Source organism: Gluconobacter albidus, from assembly GCF_002005485.1.
GTDB classification, from domain to species: Bacteria; Pseudomonadota; Alphaproteobacteria; order Acetobacterales; family Acetobacteraceae; genus Gluconobacter; species Gluconobacter albidus.
Window position 1 is genome coordinate 2,485,706 of the sequence record NZ_CP014689.1, and the last position, 21,804, is coordinate 2,507,509.

21 protein-coding genes and 3 tRNA genes are annotated in these 21,804 nt (G+C 62.0%); 12 read left to right on the forward strand and 12 right to left on the reverse strand.

Annotated features, from left to right (window positions below; translation table 11 throughout):
* The first annotated feature begins 46 nt into the window (after window positions 1-46).
* Together A0U94_RS11330 and cysE are read left to right on the forward strand one after the other, a co-directional pair.
* The gene (locus A0U94_RS11330; RefSeq protein WP_077803427.1) at window positions 47-1,264 is read left to right on the forward strand and encodes a UbiH/UbiF/VisC/COQ6 family ubiquinone biosynthesis hydroxylase; all 1,218 of its coding nucleotides are present in this window, start codon (window positions 47-49) and stop codon (window positions 1,262-1,264) included.
* Window positions 1,261-2,040: a serine O-acetyltransferase gene (gene cysE / locus A0U94_RS11335; RefSeq protein WP_062030027.1), complete on the forward strand. Its 780-nt coding sequence runs from the start codon at window positions 1,261-1,263 to the stop codon at window positions 2,038-2,040. The genes A0U94_RS11330 and cysE overlap by 4 nt, the downstream gene beginning before the upstream one ends.
* Before the next feature lie 58 nt (window positions 2,041-2,098).
* Here the strand turns inward: cysE and A0U94_RS11340 are convergent, their stop codons facing one another.
* Entirely contained in the window at window positions 2,099-3,259 is a 1,161-nt protein-coding gene (locus A0U94_RS11340; RefSeq protein ID WP_062108025.1) for an aldose epimerase family protein, read from the reverse strand.
* A gap of 316 nt (window positions 3,260-3,575) precedes the next feature.
* Here A0U94_RS11340 and A0U94_RS11345 point away from each other — a divergent pair, with 316 nt between their 5' ends.
* Together A0U94_RS11345 and A0U94_RS11350 are read left to right on the forward strand one after the other, a co-directional pair.
* Complete coding sequence (locus A0U94_RS11345) at window positions 3,576-4,394, forward strand: MlaA family lipoprotein (RefSeq protein WP_062030023.1); 819 nt, start codon at window positions 3,576-3,578, stop codon at window positions 4,392-4,394.
* A 10-nt stretch (window positions 4,395-4,404) separates the two neighbouring features.
* A complete protein-coding gene (locus A0U94_RS11350; RefSeq protein WP_062108023.1) occupies window positions 4,405-4,998 on the forward strand; it encodes an MlaC/ttg2D family ABC transporter substrate-binding protein in 594 nt (197 codons plus the stop codon).
* Between the two features lie 49 nt (window positions 4,999-5,047).
* On the opposite strand, the gene A0U94_RS11355 is transcribed toward A0U94_RS11350, so the two are convergent.
* From A0U94_RS11355 to A0U94_RS11370, 4 genes are all read right to left on the reverse strand, one after another.
* Window positions 5,048-5,380, reverse strand: a complete 333-nt coding sequence (locus A0U94_RS11355; protein ID WP_077803428.1) for a pilus assembly protein N-terminal domain-containing protein — start codon at window positions 5,378-5,380, stop codon at window positions 5,048-5,050.
* A gap of 122 nt (window positions 5,381-5,502) precedes the next feature.
* Window positions 5,503-6,000 carry a GNAT family N-acetyltransferase gene (locus tag A0U94_RS11360; RefSeq protein WP_062108019.1) on the reverse strand — a complete coding sequence of 166 codons (498 nt, stop codon included), beginning with the start codon at window positions 5,998-6,000 and terminating at the stop codon, window positions 5,503-5,505.
* A 71-nt stretch (window positions 6,001-6,071) separates the two neighbouring features.
* On the reverse strand, window positions 6,072-7,751 hold the full coding sequence (gene ettA / locus A0U94_RS11365) for an energy-dependent translational throttle protein EttA (RefSeq protein ID WP_077803429.1): 1,680 nt from the start codon (window positions 7,749-7,751) through the stop codon (window positions 6,072-6,074).
* Between the two features lie 75 nt (window positions 7,752-7,826).
* Window positions 7,827-7,900, reverse strand: a tRNA-Ile gene (locus A0U94_RS11370).
* 167 nt (window positions 7,901-8,067) lie between these two features.
* On the opposite strand from A0U94_RS11370, the gene A0U94_RS11375 reads away from it, so the two are divergent.
* The 4 genes from A0U94_RS11375 to A0U94_RS11390 all read left to right on the forward strand — a co-directional run bounded on the left by A0U94_RS11375 (window position 8,068) and on the right by A0U94_RS11390 (window position 13,360).
* Entirely contained in the window at window positions 8,068-10,287 is a 2,220-nt protein-coding gene (locus tag A0U94_RS11375) for an FUSC family protein (protein ID WP_244178000.1), read from the forward strand.
* Between the two features lie 161 nt (window positions 10,288-10,448).
* On the forward strand, window positions 10,449-10,850 hold the full coding sequence (gene adhS, locus A0U94_RS11380; protein WP_062030014.1) for an alcohol dehydrogenase subunit III: 402 nt from the start codon (window positions 10,449-10,451) through the stop codon (window positions 10,848-10,850).
* Between the two features lie 174 nt (window positions 10,851-11,024).
* Window positions 11,025-11,546: an inorganic diphosphatase gene (gene ppa / locus A0U94_RS11385; RefSeq protein ID WP_062108125.1), complete on the forward strand. Its 522-nt coding sequence runs from the start codon at window positions 11,025-11,027 to the stop codon at window positions 11,544-11,546.
* 410 nt (window positions 11,547-11,956) lie between these two features.
* Complete coding sequence (locus A0U94_RS11390; RefSeq protein WP_244178123.1) at window positions 11,957-13,360, forward strand: carbohydrate porin; 1,404 nt, start codon at window positions 11,957-11,959, stop codon at window positions 13,358-13,360.
* A gap of 177 nt (window positions 13,361-13,537) precedes the next feature.
* Here the strand turns inward: A0U94_RS11390 and A0U94_RS11395 are convergent.
* A tRNA-Gly gene (locus A0U94_RS11395) sits at window positions 13,538-13,612 on the reverse strand.
* Window positions 13,613-13,735: 123 nt separating this feature from the next.
* A tRNA-Gly gene (locus A0U94_RS11400) sits at window positions 13,736-13,810 on the reverse strand.
* Window positions 13,811-13,982: 172 nt separating this feature from the next.
* Here A0U94_RS11400 and A0U94_RS11405 point away from each other — a divergent pair.
* From A0U94_RS11405 to A0U94_RS11415, 3 genes are read left to right on the forward strand one after another with little or no spacing between them, the layout of a single operon-like run.
* Window positions 13,983-14,951 (forward strand): thioredoxin family protein, encoded by a 969-nt coding sequence (locus tag A0U94_RS11405; protein WP_077803431.1) that lies wholly within the window; start codon window positions 13,983-13,985, stop codon window positions 14,949-14,951.
* A 4-nt stretch (window positions 14,952-14,955) separates the two neighbouring features.
* A complete protein-coding gene (locus tag A0U94_RS11410) occupies window positions 14,956-15,654 on the forward strand; it encodes an LON peptidase substrate-binding domain-containing protein (RefSeq protein ID WP_062107458.1) in 699 nt (232 codons plus the stop codon).
* Between the two features lie 2 nt (window positions 15,655-15,656).
* Window positions 15,657-15,836 carry a Trm112 family protein gene (locus A0U94_RS11415; RefSeq protein WP_249208348.1) on the forward strand — a complete coding sequence of 60 codons (180 nt, stop codon included), beginning with the start codon at window positions 15,657-15,659 and terminating at the stop codon, window positions 15,834-15,836.
* A 44-nt stretch (window positions 15,837-15,880) separates the two neighbouring features.
* Here A0U94_RS11415 and A0U94_RS11420 read toward each other — a convergent pair whose 3' ends face one another.
* A complete protein-coding gene (locus A0U94_RS11420; protein ID WP_077803432.1) occupies window positions 15,881-17,449 on the reverse strand; it encodes a globin-coupled sensor protein in 1,569 nt (522 codons plus the stop codon).
* Between the two features lie 100 nt (window positions 17,450-17,549).
* Entirely contained in the window at window positions 17,550-17,918 is a 369-nt protein-coding gene (locus A0U94_RS11425) for a hypothetical protein (protein ID WP_077803433.1), read from the reverse strand.
* 107 nt (window positions 17,919-18,025) lie between these two features.
* Between A0U94_RS11425 and A0U94_RS11430 the strand changes: the two genes are divergently transcribed.
* Complete coding sequence (locus A0U94_RS11430; RefSeq protein WP_077803434.1) at window positions 18,026-18,688, forward strand: protein-tyrosine phosphatase family protein; 663 nt, start codon at window positions 18,026-18,028, stop codon at window positions 18,686-18,688.
* Window positions 18,689-18,714: 26 nt separating this feature from the next.
* Here A0U94_RS11430 and A0U94_RS11435 read toward each other — a convergent pair whose 3' ends face one another.
* From A0U94_RS11435 to A0U94_RS11445, 3 genes are all read right to left on the reverse strand, one after another.
* The gene (locus A0U94_RS11435; RefSeq protein WP_369827260.1) at window positions 18,715-19,197 is read right to left on the reverse strand and encodes a helix-turn-helix domain-containing protein; all 483 of its coding nucleotides are present in this window, start codon (window positions 19,195-19,197) and stop codon (window positions 18,715-18,717) included.
* Window positions 19,198-19,368: 171 nt separating this feature from the next.
* Window positions 19,369-20,868, reverse strand: a complete 1,500-nt coding sequence (gene lnt / locus A0U94_RS11440) for an apolipoprotein N-acyltransferase (protein WP_077803953.1) — start codon at window positions 20,866-20,868, stop codon at window positions 19,369-19,371.
* Window positions 20,869-20,959: 91 nt separating this feature from the next.
* Entirely contained in the window at window positions 20,960-21,790 is an 831-nt protein-coding gene (locus A0U94_RS11445; RefSeq protein WP_174694456.1) for a GNAT family N-acetyltransferase, read from the reverse strand.
* Window positions 21,791-21,804 lie beyond the last annotated feature (14 nt).

Genomic DNA, 21,804 nt, shown 5'->3' on the forward strand with positions numbered 1-21,804 from the left:
CCCCCTTCCGCTCGATCCATCGCAGGAGTAGGACAGGGGCAGGGAGATGAGTACGATGAAAAAAACCCATTACGACCTCTGCATCAACGGCGCCGGCCCTGTGGGCGCTACGCTGGCGTGTCGTCTGGCGGCAGAGGGCGTGCGCGTCCTGCTCATCGACCGCAACGCCCTGCCCGGCATGGAAGATCCCGCCCTGGACGGGCGGGCCTATGCCATCGCGGAAGGCTCCCGCAGGATGCTCGCAGACGCAGGCATCTGGGACAATCTGCCCAACGTGGCGCAGCCGATCCACGAAATCCGCGTGGCGGACGGACGCCCGCATGAGGCCCCCTCCCCGCTGACGCTGCATTTCGGCCCGGAAGACGCCCCCGAAGGCCAGAGCTTCGGCTGGATGGTCGAAGCGCGGGACCTCCGTCTGGCGATCAACCAGACGCTGAAGCAGTATGACAGCCTTGATGTGCATGCGCCGGATCTGGGAACCTTCACGTTCCACCCGGATCATGTCTCCATCCGTCTGGCCTCAGGCAGAACCGTAACGGCGAAACTGGCCGTAGCAGCGGAAGGACGTCGTTCTCCGCTTCGCCGTCAGGCACGGATCGGCCTGACGAAAATCCCTTATAATGAATACGGCATCGTCGCGACAATCGCGCATGAAAAGCCGCATCATGGCGTGGCGCTTGAACATTTCCTGCCGGAAGGTCCGTTCGCACGCCTGCCGATGCCCGGCACCGCTGAACACCCGCACCGCTCCGCCATCGTCTGGGCCGAAGGCGAAGGCCGCGCCCAGCGCTTCCATGACCTGCCGGACGAGATTTTCGCCCGTGAAATCAAGGCCCGTATGGCAGACGAAGATCTGGGGGAGATTACCCCGACCGGTCGTCGCTGGATCTATCCGCTCTCGGCACAGTACGCCCACAGCTATATCGGCCCCCGCCTTGCTCTGGCCGGTGACGCTGCACACGGCATCCATCCGATCGCAGGGCAAGGCCTGAACATCGGCTTCCGGGACGTGATCTCGCTCGCGGAGCTGCTGATCGAGGCGCATCGCAATCGCAAGGACATGGGAAGCCGCGACCTTCTCGTCCGCTATCAGCGCAACACCCGCCCCGGCAATATGGCAATGCTGGCCGCCACGGACGCACTCGAACGCCTGTTCGGCAACGACAACCCCGTCCTGCGCCGTCTGCGCGATATGGGCATCGCGGGCGTTCAGCGCTTCCCCGCCCTGCGCCGGGCCTTCGTCAGAAAGGCCATGGGCGTATGACGCAGGCCGCTACAGAAACCCCACCCGAGAGAACATCGGACCTCACGGCCTTCTGGCAGGATATGCAGTCCCAGGCGTGCAGTTGCCACGATCCGCTGATCCAGGATGTGTTTTCCACCAATATCGGAGACCATCCGGATTTTGCGTCCGCCCTGGCCTCCCTGCTGGGCACGAAACTTGCGGACCGCTCCATCCCGGCCACGACGATCACCCGTCTCGTCGCCTCGATCCTGAGCGCCGACCCCGACATCGCCGAAGCGGCAGCCGCCGATATTCTCGCGACCTATGACCGCGATCCGGCCTGCCCGGACCTCGTCACGCCCTTCCTGTTCTTCAAGGGATGGCAGGCGCTTCAGGCCTACCGGATCTCGCATCATCTCTGGACGAAGGGCCGCCAGCATCTGGCCCATCATTTCCAGAGCCGGATCAACGAGCTCTTTGCCATCGACATTCACCCCGCGGCCCGTCTCGGGCGCCGGCTGAGCATCGACCACGGAACGGGGATCGTCATCGGCGAGACCTGCATCGTCGAAGACGATGTGTCGCTGTTTCAGGACGTCACGCTGGGCGGCACGGGCAAGCTGAGCGGCAACCGTCACCCAATCGTGCGTCGCGGCGCCATGATTGGCGCAGGCGCACGCATTCTCGGGCGCCTCGTCATCGGGGAATATGCCCGGATTGGCGCGGCCTCGGTCGTGCTGGAAGACATCCCGGCGTATTCCACGGCAGTCGGCAACCCGGCGCGGATCGTGGGCACCACGCCGCGGCCCGCCTGAAAGCCGGGCTTAAAGAAAAATCAGGGTCCGGAGCCTGCGCCCCGGACCCTGATGTTTTTTACTTGTTCGAGAACTTGAACGTCGTCGTGTAATCGAACGTCTGGCCCGGCTTGAGTTCAGTCGTCGGGAAAGACGGGTGGTTCGGACTGTCGGGATAATGCTCGGCCTCGAACGCAATCGCGTCGCCCTGACGATAGGCATGACCGGACACCCCGGCATAACCGCCATCCAGCGAGTTGGACGTATAGACCTGCAGCCCCGGCTGGTTCGTCAGGATTTCCATGCTGCGGCCCGAACGCGGATCATAGACCTTGCCCGCCAGACGCGGCGCCTGGCCAGATGGCCCGTTGACGACCCAGTTCATGTCATAGCCACGCGCATACATCATCTGCTGGTCGTTGCTGCGCAGACGGTCGCCAATGACGGTCGGCTTGCTGAAATCAAGCGGCGTCCCGGCAACAGGCGCGATCTGGCCGGTCGGGATAGATGTCGCGTCGGTCGGCGTGAAGCCATCGGCGTTAATCTGAAGGATTTCCGGCTCGATGGAGCCCGAGCCCTCACCGTTCAGATTCCAGTAGCTGTGGTTCGTCAGGTTCAGAACCGTCGGTGCATCGGTCGTGGCGACATAATGCAGCGACAGGGCGTTGTCAGTGCCCAGCGTGTAGGTCACATGCGTCGTCAGCGTACCGGGGAAGCCCTGATCGCCATCGGGGCTGACGAGCTTGAGCGTCACATACGCGCCACTGGAGTTGGTGCCGGTCTTCTCGATCGTCCAGACGTTCTTGTCGAAGCCCTTCTTGCCACCGTGCAGGGCATTCGGAGGCGCCGTCACATCCGTATGATAGATCTTGCCGTCCACGGGAAAGCTGCCGCCAGCGAGACGGTTGGCGTAACGACCGATGATGGCGCCGAAGAACAGACCACCCTTCGCGCTGTCGACCGTATAGCCCTTCAGATTGTCGAACCCGAGAACCACGTCCTGAACATGCCCTTCGCGATCCGGCGTCTCGACGGACTGGATGATGCCGCCGTAGGTGATGATGCGGGCCGTCGTGCCGAGACCGTTCTTGAGGGTCACGATCCGCACGGGCTTGCCATCCGGCGTGCTGCCCCAGGGCTGATTGGCCACGGTGGGGTGTGCCTGCGCCACACCGGCACTCAGGGCCAGAGCCCCGACAGTCGCGAGAAACGCACCCTTCGAACCGAAGAATCTGGACATTGAAAACCTCCCGGGTGTTGAGTTGAGGCCACACTGATCCCAAAAATCCCGAAGGGTCAAAGCCCTGAAAGCAGCCGCGAAGCATCTGGATCGTTAAAGCATCTGGCCTCTTCAAACGAGCAGCATTTGCAGACATACAGGGATGCACGCTATCGGAGGATACGTTATGACTACGCCCCTCCGCAGTTTTCCGCGACGGATGGCGCGTGGCCGATCGGGGTTCATGGAGTCCTTCAGGGAACGGATTACGAAAATTTCCGTTTTCCGGTGACTTCTTCGTGAGCACTGGGCCGGGAAGGGTATTTTGGGGATGGTTATGGACTTTCGGCAGGACGACAACGCAATCCGGGAGACGCGCTCACGTCGTGTGTCACGTCGCAGCAGGGCTCTCGCAGGTACGCTCGCCCTGCTGGCACTGGGCGCCTGTGGCTCACTGCGCAACCCGCCCCCGACGGATCCGGACGATCTTGCGGATTACAAGGCCGCAAACGACCCCTACGAGCCCCTGAACCGCAAGATGTACAACGTCCAGATGTGGGCCTATCACAAGGTCCTGCGTCCGGTCGGCAAGGCGTGGATCTGGGCCATTCCCAGGCCCGTGCGTCACTCCATTGCGAACATCAACGAGACATGGCGCGAGCCCGCGGTCTTCTTTTCCGACGTTGGTGCAGGCAAGCCGCGCCGCGCGGGCGACGCCTTCATGCGCTTTGCGATCAACATGAGCGCAGGCGTTGGCGGTTTCTTCGACGTCGCAGGACTGGTCGGCTACAACCAGCATGAAACCGATCCGGGCCTGACGATGGGCACCTGGGGCGTGGCGAGCGGGCCCTACCTGTTCATCCCGTTCGTCGGCCCGTCCAATTTCCGCGATGGCGCAGGTTACGGCATCGGCCAGGGCCTGACGCCGATCAACTATGTGCCCCGCGGCTATGATCTGCTAACCTTCAACTGGGCTTACAACGTGGCCGGGACCATGGAGGGCTATGCCAGCTCCATCGACCAGATCGACCATGTCGAACAGGACAGTCTGGACCCGTACTCCTATATCCGGAGTGCATGGCAGCAGAACCGCCAGAGCCAGATCGACACGATCAAGAACGACGACCGCGCAACCACCCCCGACTGGTACAACTGAGGACAACGACATGTTCAACGTATTTTCGCGCCGCACTGTTCTTGGGGCCGTTGTCTCCCTCGCCGTCGCCACCGGAGCCGCCCACGCCAACCCGGCGACGGACTTCGTCAACTCTTTCGGGGGCCGTCTGGCAGGCGTGGTCAACTCCAGCGAACCGCTTGAGCAGAAGAAGAAAGAAGTTCTCCCGCTGCTCAAGGAGAATGTCGACATTGCCGGGATCGGCCGCTACTGCCTCGGCAAATACTGGCGCACCGCGACCCCGGCCCAGCGTGACAAGTACCTCTCCCTGTTTGATCAGGTTCTGGTCAACACCATCACGGACCAGATCGGCAGCTATCAGGGCGTGAGCTTCCGCGTCACATCCACGACAAGCACGCCCGAAGGCGAACGCGTCAATGCGCTGATCGACCGTCCGGGCCAGCCGGAAGTGAACATGCAGCTGATCATCGGCGGCAACCCGCCCAAAGTCATGGACATGTATGGCGAAGGTGCCAGCCTGCGCATGAACCAGCGCGGCGATTACAGCTCCTATCTCGCGCGCCACAACGGCGACGTCGACGCCCTGAACGCCGCCCTCGAACGGCAGCTCTCAGCCCACAAGTAAGACATCAGGCAGGACTGTGCCCGACACGGGCCGGTCCTGCCGGTGCGGCTCAGTGCACGGGGTGCTGCACCGTGACATGATAACGATAGATCGTATCCCGACCTGTAAACAGGACGTCTGTCCGCCCCTCCCGCCGCCCCATGATCTCCGCGACCTGATGGGAAACGAGGTTGATACTCAGAATATCCGGAAGTGGCGCCGAGGCTGACTGGACGTTTGAAGGCAGAGCCACAATCTCGCTCGCACCCGCCTGAAGCGTGATGGTCCGGTCCATGATATGAACGCCATTGACCACGCTTTCGACAGGCTTTGAGATCTCGGCAAAGGCCTGAGACGCAAAAGCCAGGACGACAAGTCCCAGACCTCGTGTGCAGACACTCATAACTCTCACGACAAACCTCCTGCCCCAATTGTAACAAAACTTTTCGATTTGTTATGGATAGGCAGGAGCATCTGAAAACACAACGGCCACTTTGGCCGTCCGGAAAAATCGGTGCAGGTTTGTCAGTCCGCCGTGATTTCGTAGAGAAACATTGTATCGCCATCGCGGTCGAAGGTCGCCGTATGGCGCAGTCCCAGACTGCCCAGAACCGTGCGGGAGGCCAGATTGTCTTCCCTGGCCACGGCCACGATGCGCTTTTCGCCCGTATCCAGCACATAGCGCAGGGCCGCGGCCGCGGCTTCACGGGCAATGCCGCGCCCGGCAGCCCATGGAAAAATGGAAAATCTCAGGCCCAGACCACGCCCGTCAGGGCGCTCGTGAACACCGGTAATGCCGACAAAACGGCCATTTTCGCGGATCGCAAAGATCCCCACACCGCATCGCGCCCAGAAACTGACGTCTTCCGCCATTTCCTGTTCGGTCGTGATCCGGTTGCGCACACCGCCCAGCATTTTGGCAAACGCCCCGGCATTGCCCTTGAGCGCAACCATGTCTTCAAGGTCCGGCCAGTTGACCGGAGTCAGGACAAGCCGGGCGGTTCGGATTTCACGCCCCAGCACGCAGCTCTCCCCAGACCGCAGAACCCCTCAGCGGACAGGACAGTCCCGTCCGCCGAACGCAGAATGCCGGATCAGCGGGCCAGCGGGCGGTACTTGATGCGGCCAGGCTCGGTCGCATCCGGCCCCAGACGACGACGCTTGTCTGCTTCGTAGTCCTGGAAGTTCCCCTCGAACCATTCGACATGGCTGTCTCCCTCGAACGCGAGGATATGCGTGGCCAGACGGTCGAGGAACCAGCGGTCATGGGTGATGATCACGGCGCAGCCGGCGAATTCCGCCAGAGCGTCTTCGAGAGCACGCAGCGTATCAACGTCAAGATCGTTGGTCGGCTCATCGAGCAGAATGACATTGCTGTCTTTCTTGAGCATCTTGGCCAGATGGACGCGGTTGCGCTCACCACCGGACAGGATGCCCACGCGCTTCTGCTGATCGGAGCCCTTGAAGTTGAACGCGCCCACATAAGCGCGGGACGGCACCATGCGCTTGCCAAGCTGGATGACGTCCGTGCCGCCGGAAATTTCTTCCCAGACCGTCTTGTTGTCATCGAGCGTGTTGCGGGACTGGTCGACATAACCCAGCTTCACCGTCTCGCCGATTTTCAGCGAGCCGCCATCGGGCTTATCGTCGCCGGTGATCATCTTGAACAGCGTGGATTTACCCGCGCCGTTCGGCCCGATCACGCCGACGATGCCGCCCGGCGGCAGCTTGAAGCTGAGATTGTCGATCAGCAGACGATCGCCATACCCCTTGGTAAGGTTCTCGGCCTCGATGACCGTGCCACCCAGACGCGGGCCCGGCGTGATGACGATATCGGCTGTGCCACCTGCGCGCTCGGCATTGGCGGCCAGCATTTCCTCATACTTCGTGATACGGGCCTTGCTCTTGGCCTGACGCGCCTTGGGCGAGCTGGAAATCCACTCCTGCTCGGCCGCGAGGGCACGCTGGCGGGAGCTTTCTTCCTTCTCTTCCTGGGCCAGACGCTTGCGCTTCTGGGTCAGCCAGGACGAGTAGTTGCCTTCGAACGGATAGCCACGGCCACGCTCGATTTCGAGGATCCAGTTGGTGACGTTGTCGAGGAAGTAACGGTCATGGGTGATGACCATGACAGTCCCGGCGTAGTCACGCAGCGTCTTTTCGAGCCAGCTCACACTCTCGGCGTCGAGATGGTTGGTCGGCTCATCGAGCAGCAGGATTTCAGGCTTTTCAAGCAGCAGGCGGCACAGCGCCACGCGGCGCTTTTCACCACCCGAGAGGTTCGTCACCGGGCTGTCAGCGGACGGGCAGCGCAGGGCGTCGAGCGCGATTTCGAGCTTGCGATCCAGCTCCCAGCCGTCGCCAGCGTCGATCTTCTCCTGAAGATCGGCCTGCTCGGCCAGAAGGGCCGTCATTTCATCGTCGGACATCGGCTCGGCGAACTTCATCGAGATCTCGTTGAAGCGGTCCACGGCCTTCTTCAGCTCACCGAAACCCAGAGCCACGTTCTCACCGACCGTCAGGTTTTCGTCGAGCTTGGGTTCCTGTTCGAGATAGCCGATGCGCGCGCCTTCGGCGGCCCAGGCTTCACCACCGTATTCCTTCTCGATGCCGGCCATGATCTTGAGCAGCGTGGACTTACCCGCGCCGTTCACACCCAGCACACCGATCTTCACACCCGGCAGGAAGGACAGGGTAATGCCCTTGAAGACTTCACGCCCACCCGGATAGGATTTGGTAAGGTCCTTCATGACATAGACGTACTGGTAGGCGGCCATGGGAGGTCTCCTCGATCGGTGGGTGGGCGGGGAAAAAGCGGAACAACGTTCCGCAGCAATCAGATTGGCACACCGTGCGCCCGGAGGGACTCGAACCCCCAACCAAGCCGTTATGAGCGGCCGGCTCTAACCAATTGAGCTACAGGCGCGCGGGTGCAGTCCGCAATCGCCCAACTCGGGTCTTTTTGCAAGGGCCGACATGGTGGAATGTGTCTTTTTAAGTTAGTGTGTCACGCCTTCCCGTTCCCTAAAGGCCGTTCAGGCGACCTTTGCTGCCGTTGCGAGATGGCCTCACTGGTCCGTATTGCCCGAAGGGATGTCCGATGCTTCCACAGACCGCGAAAATACCCAGCAGTACCTATCAGACATGATACAGGCCGGGCCGGTCGCACTCATCCGCAAACTGCGATGGCTCTACGCCCCCGATCCGGTCATGGCCGGGTATGCGCTCCGGACAACCTGCACCTCCCTGCTCGCGCTCGGCATCGCGTTGTGGATGGAGCTCGGCAGCCCGCAATGGGCCGCCCTGACCGTCTGGATGGTCGCGCAGGGCACGCGCGGACGCAGCCTCGCGAAGGCCAAGTGGCACCTTTTCGGCATGGTGGTCGGCGTCATCAGCGGGATCGTACTGGTCGCCTCCTTTCCGCAGGCGCCGCTGATGTTCATTCTCCTGCTGGCGGGCGGGATTGGTGCGTTCTGCATGATCGGCACCTTCATGCCCGGTCCGGCATCCATGACGAACTACCGCATCCACGGCATGCGGGCCTCAGGCTTTACCTACGCCATCGTCTCGCTGGACGGCATCGCGGACCCGCACCATATTTTCTCCATCGCAATGGCGCGCGCCACCTATATTCTGCTGGGGATCGTGCTCGAAGCCTCAATTTCCGGACTGTTCCAGCTTGGCCTGACCAAGCGGACACGCCAACAGCTCGCCAGCACCTTCGAAAACACGCTCAAACCCGCCCTGACCGCCATCGCGGACATCTTGGTCGGCAAGGACGGAGCGATGCAGAACGTGCAGGGCATCTTCACCCAGATCACGACGCTTGGCGATCAGGTGGAGTTTGCGGAAGTCGAGCTTGGCCGCCGCGATCATGCCGGAGACCATGCCCGCGCGGCGCTGGCGGATATTGCAGTCCTCCTCGCCCGCGCCCTCGATCTCGCGACCCTCATGCGCCTGCCGCTCAGTCAGGACGACATGTTCCATCAGGAAGCCGAGGCCATCCGGGACGTGTTTCTCAAACTCCCCGCCCGACTGGAAGGGACGGAGAACATGCGCACCATTCTGGCCGATCTGCTGGCCCTGCGCCGTCAGTGCCGCCAGAAGGTGGTCCTCGATTTCAGCACTGCCCAGCCGAACGACGCCGCGCGCGAGGCCGTCCTGCGCCACGGGATGCTCCAGCAGGCCCTCGTTGAACTGATCGACGCGCTTCGCATGGCGCTGGGCCAGTTCGAAGCCAGCCGCCATCCCGAAGCCCACGACCATTTTCATGCGCCGATCCGCTCCTACCGCGACTGGCAGCAGGCCGTCACAAACAGCCTGCGCTCTTCCGTCACGGTCTTCGGGGCGGGTCTCATCTGGATCTGCACCGCCTGGCCCAGCGGGCTGACCTTCATCATGTTCGTCTGCATCGTCTGCAGCCTGTTCTCCACGCTGGAGCGCCCCGCGCTGGCCACGCAGGCGTTCCTGCGCGGCGCGTGTTGTGCGGTCGTCGCGGCGGGTATTCTGAATCTGGCCCTGATGGGCAAATCCACGACATTCGAGATGCTGGGCATGTGGTCGGGCCTTGCGATGATGATCGGCGGTCTGGCGTTTGCCTATCCGCCCCTGACCCTTCCGGCCGTATCCTACAACCTGTTCCTGCCCATCCTGATCGGCCCGTCCAATCAGGCGAAAACCGACGAAATCGTCTATTTCAACACGGCCCTGCCCCTCGTTCTGGGGCTGCTCTACGCCTCGTGGATGTACCGCGTCTTCCTGCCCTACGACCCGGCCCGCCAGCGTTGGACCATGCGCGAGCACATTCTGCGCGACCTGCATCGCATCGCGGACGGCAGCGCCCGGGAGACGGTGGACAGCGTGGTCTCGCGCAATGTGGACCGCTTCGTCCGGCTCATGACCAATTCCGGATCAACCCCCTCGCCCGTCATCCAGGCCTATCTGACGGGAATCCTGTCGGGCATGCGCGTCATGCTCAACCTGCTGCGTCTTCAGGCCATCCGTCGCGATAAACGGCTCAACCGGAACGCCACAAAGGCGCTCGCCCTCGTCATGGGGCGCATGAGCCATTTCAGCGGCCGCTATCACGGCCATTACGGCCGCACCCTGCGGGCAACGAAACTCGCGATCCTGAATCTGCGGACCTGCGAACGCACCGAATCCCGCCCCCGCGAGCGTTTCATCCTGATCGCTGCCCTGACCAGTCTGGACGTCATCGCCACGGAGCTGGACACGAACCGCGTTTTCTTCGATGCAAACAGCCCGTATCTCGACCCCTCCGTCCGCTCTGAAGAACTGGAATCGACCGGCTGATTGAATCCGGGCTGACACAATCCTCACGAACCGATCACGAAGAAATGTTCTGAAACACACTTCCCTTTTCCGGGAAACGGAGGAATTGTTCGTTTTCAGCCGCGGGATACCGCGGACGACAGGTTTAAGACCTACTGGGTTTCAGAACTAAGGATACCGTGATGTTTCGTCGTATCGTGCCCGTCCTCGGCCTCGCCCTCGGGCTCGGTCTGGCTTCCCAGGCCGCCATGGCACAGGAACAGTCCCCCCCGCCCCCGCCAGCCGTTCAGGGCACGCCAAGCAAGGACTTCACGGGCGTTTCGCCCGCCAATCTCGCCGGCATCATGAACTACTGCGTCGAGCAGCAGTACGTCTCCTATGACGAAGGCAACCCGGTTCTTTACGGGCTGAGCGAGAAGTACAAGGCAACCGAACAGACGGTCGGCAATTTCGACTATGCGCTCGGCACCGCCGGTTACTTCGACAGCAACGGCAAGCGCTTCTACCTCGTGGCCTACACGAACGAAGACGACCGCCGCGCCGCCTGTCACGCAGCCGTCAAGGCCGCACAGCCGATGCTCTGAGCCCTGCCCTCAGGACCCGGACTTTCGCAAAAACTCCCCTGCCCCACGGCACGGGGAGTTTTTTTATGCCCACTTCCCGCCGCCAGGCCGGACTTCGCCCCTTTCCGCTCTGGGCAGGGACCACAGGCGCCGGTAATATCCCCGCCTCTCCAAACAGTTCAGGACATGAACATCATGGACGTTTCCAAGATCTCGCCCGGCAAGGACCTGCCCAACGACATCAACGTCGTCATCGAAATCCCGCAGGGATCGCAGGTGAAGTACGAAGTGGACAAGGACAGCGGCGCCCTCGTCGTTGACCGTTTCCTCTTCACGCCGATGGCCTACCCGGCAGCTTACGGCTTCATTCCGGGCACGCTGGCCGCCGATGGCGATCCGGCTGACGCCCTTGTCCTGACGCCGTCCGCCGTCGTGCCAGGTGCCGTGATCCGTGCGCGCCCGATCGGCATGCTGAAGATGGAAGACGAAAGCGGCCAGGACGAGAAGATCATCTGCGTCCCGCACGACAAGGTGCATCCGCAGTTCTCCAACGTCCACTCTGTGGACGATCTGCCGGAAATCACGAAGAAGGCGATCACGCATTTCTTCGAGCGCTACAAGGATCTGGAACCCAACAAGTGGGTCAAGGTCACGGGCTGGGCTGACAAGGCCGCAGCCGGCGAAGTCATCATGGCTTCGGTCGCCGCCGCCAAGTAAAACTCCGGCTCCGGTCGAAGGAATGCCCTATGGAGCCTCCGACCGGCACCCCGATGCATATGCTTTCAAAACCCCCTGCCTTCCGCCTGAAGGCAGGGGGTTTTTGTTCGATATCACATATATTTGTGAGAAATCATGATACATGTAACATTATATTATGATCTTTACCGGTAAATATATGTTACCTCTGAGACGCTAACCTGCTTTTCCAAGGAATCAGCGGCTTGTCTCGAGTCCATCTCCACGCAGCTTTCTGCCTGGCCACCTTTCTTCCGTCCTGCGTCATGGCCCAGAGTGTTGGGACCCAGAACGCCACAGGGACCTCCTCAACGTCCAGCACGGGATCCGCATCTTCACATCGGGTACGCCCGACCTTCCCGACCTTTAATCCGGCCGGAAAAGTCACCCAGATGAAGGTCACGGCCCCATCGCAGCCCATCCCACCGGTCATCTGGCCCTCCGAAAACTCGGAACTCCCCAGCGAGCGCGTCAATACGCCCCTGAACCAGATCTATTTCGGCAATGAATGGGTTCCGCCCCTTCCCCGGCCGGAAGCTCTTCTGGTCGACCCGTTCGGCTGGAATAACTGGCTGCGCGACCGTGGAATTGCGTTAACGATGGACACCACCAACGAGTTTTCCGGCGCCATCACCAGCCCGACGCCGGGCTATGGTCTGAGACAGGGCAGCAGCAATGCAGGCCAGTACAGCCTTGAGAACGATATCGATTGGGAAAAACTCGCCAATGTCCGCGGCTTCTCGACCCATGCGCTCGTCGTGGGCCGGTACGGCATCCCCGCCAGCCGCATGTTCGGCGACAACCTCAACCCAAGCTCCGAAATCTACGGCGCAGGCGGTAACGTGGTCGTCCATCTCGTCTACGCCTATGCCGAAGAGACAATCGCCAAGGGACGTGTGGACCTTGCAGGCGGCCGAATTCCGTTCCTGAACGATTTCTCGTCCAATCCGCTGTACTGCACCTTCCAGAACAACGCGTTCTGCGGAAACCCGAAAGCCTCGTCCGACAACACGACCCATTCGTCCTACCCTGATGCAAGCTGGGCCTTCCGCGTCCGGACGCGTCCAACCATCAGCACCTACATCCAGACGGGCGTGTATTTCGCGCAGGCCGGGATCTACGGCAACACCCAGTTCCGCACGGGCTTCAAGTTCAACGGCGCAGACATCCACGGCGAGGCAATCCCCGTTGAAGCCGGCTGGGAACCGCTGTTCGGCAAGGACAAGCTTCCCGGCCACTACAAGGTCGGCTACGCCATCGACAACGCACCCCACAAGGACAACTACTACGACGTAAACGGGCAGCCTTATGCCATCAGCGGCCTGCCCGCCCGGACCGTGAACTATTCATGGTCAGCCTGGGTTCTGGCTGACCAGATGGTCCTGCGCCATCACGTCAAGGGCAATGCCGATGCCGGCCTGATCCTGCTGGGCGGCATGTACGCCAACAGTCCGCGCACCCAGCTCCGTGGCCAGCAGTATTTCGCGGGCCTGATTGATACCGGATTCTGGGCCTCACGTCCGCTGGATACGATCGGTATCAACTTCTCCTACGTCCGCGTGGCCAAGAACGCGACCGCGACGGAACGGCTTCAGGCCCTGTATGGCATGCCGCTCATGGCAGGCTCCCTGACGCCCCAGACATTCGGTGAGGTTTTGGAAGCCACATACCGCATCCATGTAATGCGCGGCGTCACCTTCGCGCCTGACTTCCAGTATTACTTCCGTCCGGGCGCACAGAAAGCCCTCAAGGACGCCGCAATGCTTGGCTTCAAGAGCCACATCCAGTTCTTCTGAACAACACTTCGTCCGGGAAGCACGACCTCACAGGCGGCTTCCCGGACGGACCGCCTGCCAGCGCAGCATTTTTCCAGACCATCCTGAGCGTCGAACAGTGTTCGAAAACGCAGCAGAAACTCTCCGCCCGCAACGCGGAAGAGACTGGCCGATCACTTCAATATGTTGGATTTTTTCTGGAGCGGGCGATGGGATTCGAACCCACGACCCCAACCTTGGCAAGGTTGTGCTCTACCCCTGAGCTACGCCCGCACTCCGTGGAGGGGCTTATGGCCGAATCAGACAAAGCGCGCAAGAGAGAAGATGCCCTCCCGAGACCACGTCGCGGCAGGATGCAGAAACGAAAAAAGGCACCCGAAGGTGCCTTTTTTTCACTGGAGCGGGTGATGGGATTCGAACCCACGACCCCAACCTTGGCAAGGTTGTGCTCTACCCCTGAGCTACACCCGCACTCCGTGGAGGGGCTTATGGCCGAATCAGAGAAACCGCGCAAGAGGGATTTTTCGATTCTGATGCAATATCCGCTTCCCCGCCCCCTCCGACAGGGTGTGGACTTGCACCAGGGGCAGACACATCCGATCTTTCAGGGAACTTGTCTTCCCAGCGAACGGTCCCCGCCCCCATGAGCAGCACATTCGACGAACACCTGATCGGCCAGTCTCCCAACACAGCCCCGGCAGGGACAGCCCCGACAGGCACAACCGCCACCATTATCGACGCAGATCAGTCCAGCTTCATGGCAGAGGTCGTGGAAGCCAGCCGCACGATTCCGGTTCTGGTCGATTTCTGGGCCCCGTGGTGCGGCCCATGCAAACAACTAACGCCCGTTCTGGAGAAAATCGTCCGCGCAGCCGGAGGGCGAGTTAAACTCGTCAAGGTGGACGTGGAAGCCAACAAGGCCCTCGCGGCACAGCTCGAACAACTCGGCCTGCCGCTCCAGTCCATTCCCGTCGTCGTGGCCTTCTGGAAAGGGCAGGTGCTGGATCTTTTTCAGGGCGCCCAGCCGGAAAGCGAAATTCGCCGCTTCGTGGAGTCCCTGCTCAAACTGGCCGGGGACGTCATGCCCGCCACGGAAATTCTGGCAGCCGCCCGTCAGGCGCTCTCAGACGGACACGCGGATCAGGCAGCCGGCCTCTTCTCGCAGCTTCTGGAAGCAGAGCCGGAAAGCCCGGAAGGCTGGGGCGGCATGGTCCGCGCGCTCCTCGCCCTGAACGAGCCGGAAGCCGCCGAAGATGCCTCCTCGCAGGTCCCGGCCAAACTGGACACCCATCCGGAAATCACCGGCGCCCGCGCCGCGCTGGCGCTTCATGTGGAAGGCGCCAAAGCAGCCTCGGAACTCGATGCGCTGCGCCAGCAGAGCGCAGCGGCACCCGATGATTTCGATCTGCGCCTGAGACTGGCCGCCGCTCTCAATGGCGCCGGTCAGCGGGCACAGGCCGCCGATACACTCCTGGACATTCTCCGCGCCGACCGGAACTGGAACGAGGGTGCGGCAAAAACAGAGCTTCTGCGCTTTTTCGAGGCGTGGGGACATACAGATCCTGATACGCTGGCGGCAAGACGCAAACTCTCTTCCCTCCTGTTTTCGTGAGCCGATGACCGACACGCCCGATCTCCCGCCCGGCAACGCACCGGAAGAGCTTCCTGAGGACTTCCCCCGGCGCGCTCCTCCCCTGACAGAGCTGACGCTTGCGGATATTCCGCCCCGCGTCGGCCTGTTTCCGCTGTCAGGGGCGCTTCTGCTGCCCGGCGGCCATCTGCCGCTGCTGGTCTTCGAAGCGCCTTATGTGGCGCTGCTGGAAGATGCGCTGGCCGGACGCCGGATGATCGGCGTGATCCAGCCCCTCATGGACCCCGATACGGACGAGCACCCCCTGCTCTACCGGACCGGAACGCTGGGCCGCATCACGGAATTTGCCGAACATACGGATGGCACCTTCACCGTCACCCTTCTCGGCATTTCCCGCTTCCGCCTGATCCGCGAGACCCCCACGGAACGCGGATGGCGCGAAGGCATCATCGACGCGACCCCGTTCGCCGCAGATCTGGTCGAGGAAGACCCGATGCCGATCAATCGCGAACTGCTGCTGGAAGGCCTGAAAACCTATCTCGATTCCCGCGACCTTCAGGCAAGCTGGCCGCTGATCGAGGATATGGACGATGAGACGCTGCTGGTCGTCCTGCCGATGCTCGTGCCTTTCACACCAGTGGAAAAGCAGTCCCTTCTGGAAGCCATGACGCTGGATGAGCGGGCCGGGCTCTTGCTGGATCTGCTGGAGAGGGGCATGGAATAACCATGACGACTGAACTTGATCCCCGCCTCCTCTCCCTGCTGGTCTGCCCTCTCACCAAGGGACCGCTGACCTATGACCGCGAGACACAGGAGCTCATCAGCCCCCGCGCCAAACTCGCCTTCCCGATCCGCGACGGGATCCCGGTCATGCTGGCTGACGAAGCCCGTCCGATCGAGGCCTGATTTCTCCAGACCTGTCTTCCGGGCCTGACCTCCGGACCTGATCGTCAGACTTTTTCCCTGATGACGTTGTGGGACGGCATTTTCGGCGCAGCGGGCTGCGTTCCCCGCTGCAAGGGGCGGGAATGGGCTTTGCGGACCTTGAAATTCCGCACCACGCGCGTCAGCTCCCCGGCATCGCCCACCAGTTTCTGGCTGGCGCTGCTGGTCTGATGGACAATCGCGGCGTTGCTCTTGGTCACGCCCTCCAGCTGCGTCGTGCTGGCGTTGATGTCCATGATGCGCTGGGCCTGTGCCTCGGCGCCCGAGGCGATCTGCCCTACAGCCGTTCCCAGACGTTCGACCGACGTACTGATGTTGCCAAGGGCCGTACCGGTCTCGTCGACCATCTGCACGCCGCGCTGCACATCCTGCATGCTGCTGGCGATCAGCGACTTGATCTCCTTGGCCGCCGTGGCGGAACGCTGCGCCAGAGCCCGGATTTCCTGTGCGACGACGGCAAAACCACGCCCCGCATCCCCGGCATGCGCGGCTTCCACACCGGCATTGAGCGCCAGAAGATTGGTCTGGAACGCGATTTCGTCGATGACGCCGATGATCTGGACGATCCGGTTGGAGGACGAGGAAATCTTGGCCATCGCCTCGACGGTCTTGCCGACGATTTCACGGCCCTGTTCGGTTTCCTGACAGCAGTCCGCTACAGTCGTATCGGCCTGACGGGCCTCATCGGCCACGGCCTTCACCGAAGACGTCAGTTCGGCGATATTGCGCGCCACGGCCGCCAGCGCATCGACCTGTTCGGCGATGCGGCCGGTGATGTCTTCCGTGGAACCGCTGATTTCGCGGGCTCTCTGTTCCACAGCGCCCGAAGTTTCGCGAACGGCATGGACGATCCGCCCAAGTCCTTCACAGGCACGATGAAACGCACCGCCCATGCGACTTGAGCCGTTTTCCAGAGACGGGTCGATCTGCTGGACCAGATCGCCACCTGCCATGCGATCCAGCGCATCGGCCAGCGCATCCGACAAAGCGGCGAGGCTCTGGATCCGTTCGTTTTCCGCACGCGAGCGTTCCTGTACGTCCAGATTCTGGGTGTAGGTTTCCAGCCCGAGCTCCATATCCAGCAGGCCACACCGGATCAGAAGCCCGATCTGAGCAGCCGCTTCCTCGGCGGACGTGCCCTGAGCCGGGCGACGCAGGAGACGGTCCAGAAAGCTGCGGCGTGGCTCGGGCCAGTGCTGACGGAGCAGCTCTGTCACCATGCCTTCGATCAGCAGGGCATAACCGCCGACATACCACTGGGGCTTGAGGCCGATCCGGGCATGCGTGTTGCCGATCGCACGGGTACTCGCGACGTAATCGGCACCGAACTCGCCTTCAAGAATCTGCTTCCAGTGCTTTTCCTGCTGGCTGCGCGCGCCATTGCGGTGCTGTTCGCTGGAAAAGAACTTGTTCAGGGCCGGGGTCTTGAGGATCCGACCATAGAAATGGTCCAGCGCAGCCCCCAGAACGCTCAGGGCCTGCGGGCGGATTCTGGCCAGATGGGCTTTCTCAGCCGCGCCGATGCCAAGAAAAAGCAGTCGTTCGGCAATGTCTGCCTTGACCTGCTCAGTCATAGTCGGAGTCTCCAGAGCGTGGATTTGGCGCATGTTCAAGCCAAAGCCCCTAACACGCCAAGTGTTACGCAATCATGAAGAAGCCCCGACGGATTTCCCGTCAGTTGGGCGTATTGTTTTTCCCGTAAGAAACTTCGGTATCAGGCGTTGCGGGGTGTGGCGCGATATCGACGCTGCCATTCTGACCGCCGAAGGACATGCTACCGGAGGATGGGCCGCTGCCGGTGTCCCGTGAGGGCGACGCTGGACTTTCCGCACCCGGCGGCATGGGCATGACCGGGGCATCATCAGCGTAAGACACGCCGCTTCCCTGACGGTGACGGGCGCTGGCATGGGAATGCGATCCGTGACCGGGGCCTGCACCCGGCGGCGGAAGGGGGGCCATGTCCGGGGACGGCCCGCTGAGCATGGAGCCGCAGCCTGTCATGGCAAGAAACAACAGCAGGAAGAGGAAAGAAACGAAACGCATGGCAGGTAACGTAGCACTTTTCAGCGGTTGACGCATCCCTTTGCGGGATGGGACACAGCGCGTTCCCGCCGCGACCAGCGGCCTGTCCAGTAAGGATGCACTCTACCATGTTCGAAGGCCGGATCACGACCCCCGCTACACGGCGGCGCGCCTGGTGGGACAGTCTGTTCGTGGACCATTCCATCTTCCGGCTCGGCTGGACCAATCTCGCCCCCGTCGTGCCGGGCAAGGTGTGGCGCTGCAACCACCCCACGCCCTCGCGGCTGCGGAGCCTGAAGCGGCGGCTGCATCTGAAAACGCTCGTAAACCTGCGCGGACATCGCAAATGCGGCTCCGATGCGCTGTCCCGCGGGGCAAGTGCGAAGCTGGGACTGGTGCATCTGGACATGGCATTCGAAAGCCGGGGCGCCCCGCACCGTGACCGCATCCTGCGGTTTTACGACATGTACCAGACGCTGGCTTTTCCCATGCTCATGCACTGCAAATCCGGCGCGGACCGCGCAGGTCTGGCATCCGGACTGGTGCTGATGTTCGAAGGCGGCTCGGCTCAGGACGCTCTGGAGCAACTGCACTGGCGGTTCGGGCATTTCAACCGTTCCCGCACCGGCATTCTGGATGCGTTTTTCCTACGCTACCAGAAGGAAGCCGAGGGACGTCTGCCGTTCATGGACTGGGTACGGAACGAGTATGACGAAGACCGGCTCCGCGCCGATTTCAAGGCCGGAAAGCTGGCCTCCTTCGTCAATGACAGCATCCTCCGCCGGGAGTAACGCTCCGGGAGTGAGGTGCTGGCCGGTCAGTCCGTTTTCGGGTCTGCCGCGCCGAGGGAGCGGATCAGGTCCAGCATCCGCTTGCGGACCGCGGGGTCCGGGATGCGGTAATAGGACCGGACCAGATCAACCGTCTCGCGGCGGCTGAACAAGGCGGCCTCGTCCACCGGCAGATCGAACAGACGCGGCGACGCAGCGCTTCGGGACGGAAGAGCGCCAAATGCAGCCTGTGTTTCGGCGAACCCCGTAACGGGCCCCTTGAAAGGCTTGGGCTGGCCAAAAACCGGGGTGAACGGCCGACCGGTCTCGGGAAAAGGCCGCGACGCAAACTCCCGCGACTCCTGAGCCTCCCGCATATCATCGAAAAAGAAGCCGACCGGGACGTCCAGAATCTGCGCCAGATCGTAAAGACGGCTGGCGCCAACGCGATTGGCGCCACGTTCGTACTTCTGGATCTGCTGGAAGGTCAGGCCCAGCGCCTCGCCAAGCTTTTCCTGCGACAACCCCATGAGGGTACGGCGCAGCCTGATACGGTTGCCGACATGGACGTCTACAGGCCCGGCCGCAGCGGAGCTGCGGGTTTCGGAGCGAGCACGATCCGAGGAAGAGGACTGTTTTTCTGGCACACCATGATGGTTAATAAAACTACAACAGCTTGTCAATGTTAACCTTTTTGTGTCCTATCTGTGTCGGCTCCGAACCGCAGGAAACAGGGCCAGAATCATACACAGGATCGCCAGCGCCAGTGGTGTGGCGCGCCCGAAACGGGAGAAAAATGTCGGCGGAAGCGGCGACGGAATATCGCTGACCAGAACATCGGCCAGCCCCCAGCCCAGACGGGCGGTTTCGTGCCCGGTCGCGTCATAGATGGCGGAAATTCCTGTATTGTTGGCAAAGACAACCGGCAGCCCCTCCTCCACGGCGCGCATCCGCCCGGTGGCGAGATGCTGGCGCGGACCGGCGCTGTTGCCGTACCAGGCATCATTCGAAATCGTGACCAGCCAGTCCGGACGATCGTTGCGGGCCGTAACGGAGCCGGAGAAAATGATCTCGTAACAGACCATCGGCCCCACGCGGCCCAGACCCGGCAGATCCCATGTCTTCAGACCCGGCCCCGGCGTCAGGACACCGGGCAGCACGTTGAACGGCAGGATCCAGGGCTGGTATTCGCCGAACGGCACCAGACGGCTCTTGTCATAGATGCCCGCAATACTGCCATCGGGAGCAACCGCGATCAGACTGTTGAACCAGTCCTTGCCGGACTGCCGGTCCGAGCCAACCAGAGACGGCGCACCGTCTGCGGCCCGGGCGATCATCTGCCGGGCGAGCGTGTCTTCGTCCAGAAGGCCGGGAAAGCCGGATTCCGGCCAGATCACCACGGGCGATCGGCCACCCTGCGCATAGGCTTTCTGCACGCCCCGTGCCGTCAGACTCAGATAGCGGCGAAAATTTCCGACCGCATCCGCATGGCTGATGACTTCAGCTTCCGGCACGTTGCCCTGCACCAGAACGGCACGGGGATTGGTGATGTTCAGAGGCGTTGCAGAGGACAGACGCCACGCGCCCGCACCGATCCAGAACACGGATACGGCCACCACCGCCAGCGCTGCGCGCCTGCCGCGAAACACCGCAAGCGAACCAAGCACGAGGGCCAGAGACAGCCCGTCCACACCCAGAACGGCTGCGGGCTGGATCAGAACGTCTCCGGCAAGACCCGGCAGTTCAAGATCGCTCCCCAGCGGATTCCACGGAAACCCCGAGAACATGAAGACGCGTCCCATGTCCATGACGGTCCAGCTTCCCGCGAACATCAGCACCCGCCGCCAGCCTGACGGCACCACGCGGCACAGCACGGCCGGAACGCAGATGAACGGGGCGATCAGCAGCGACACGCCGGGAGACGCAAACGGCACGACCCACCAGAATTCGTGAACGCGCGTCAGGATCGCATTTGTCAGCCAGTAAAGCCCGACTGTGTGAAAACCCATCCCGAACAGAAAGCCGCACCATGCCGCCTGCTTCCACGACCGCGCATCTTCCGACACGCGATACAGGACCATCAGTCCCACGGGCAGCAGAAACAGGAAATGGACCGGAGGCAGGGACAGGGCTGCCAGCGCTCCAGCAAGCAGCATCAGTCCGGCGAGCCGCCAGCCACGGACAGGGAGCGTCGAAATCATGAGAAAACCGTCCGGCTGACGAAGGGGCTGAAACAGAAAACAGCCGGCTTTCTGCAATGTTCTGCGAAAAATCCGGCTGCAAGGCAGGCTGTCAGTCGAGGGCGTCGCGCAGGCGGCGTTCGTAATGGCGGTAATACTTGTCCGCCAGAAGCTCGCTCTTCACCAGAACAGCCACATCCGTTGTGTTGAACTGCTCGTCCACCACGGCGCCATCACCGACATAACCGCCAAGACGCAGATAACCCTTGATCAGCGGCGGAAGCTTGTTGAGGCAGGCGCGATAGTCCAGCACATGCGGATCGGTCCGCTGCATTTCCACATAACGGTCCGGCAGCGCGCGGATACGCAGCGCCGGCGGGGCCAGATGGTTATGATGCATGTAGGTGAGCTGGTCGGCCAGGGCATCCGGATTGGTGCCCGGAAGACTGCCACAGCCAAACAGCACGTCGATCCGGTGCAGGAAGATGTAGGACGCAATGCCACGCCACAGAAGCTGCATGGCGGAGCGGCCGCGATACTCCTTCGCCACGCAGGAGCGTCCGACTTCAAGCAGACGACCGGGAAATTCCGTCAGGGTCGAGATGTCATATTCGGAGGACGTGTAAAAACGCCCCACCTTCTCCGCGGCATCAGAACGCAGCAGACGATAGGTTCCAACGACACCGGCGGCACCGGGACCCTTGTCGTGGTCAATGACCAGAAGGTGATCGGCCGCCTCATCGAATTCGTCGACGTCCCGCTTGGTACGGAAGGCGCGTTCGTCCGGATGGGCGCCAAGTTCTTCGAAAAAGACACGGTACCGCAGGGCCTGGGCAGCGTCGCGCTCTTCATCCGTCTCGGCGATGCGCACACCCAGCGTACCGCCGCGCAGTTCCTGAAAGCCGCCTTCGCGGTTCAGGGATAGGGAGGAGAGAGTCTCCATCTGACGCAGGGTTT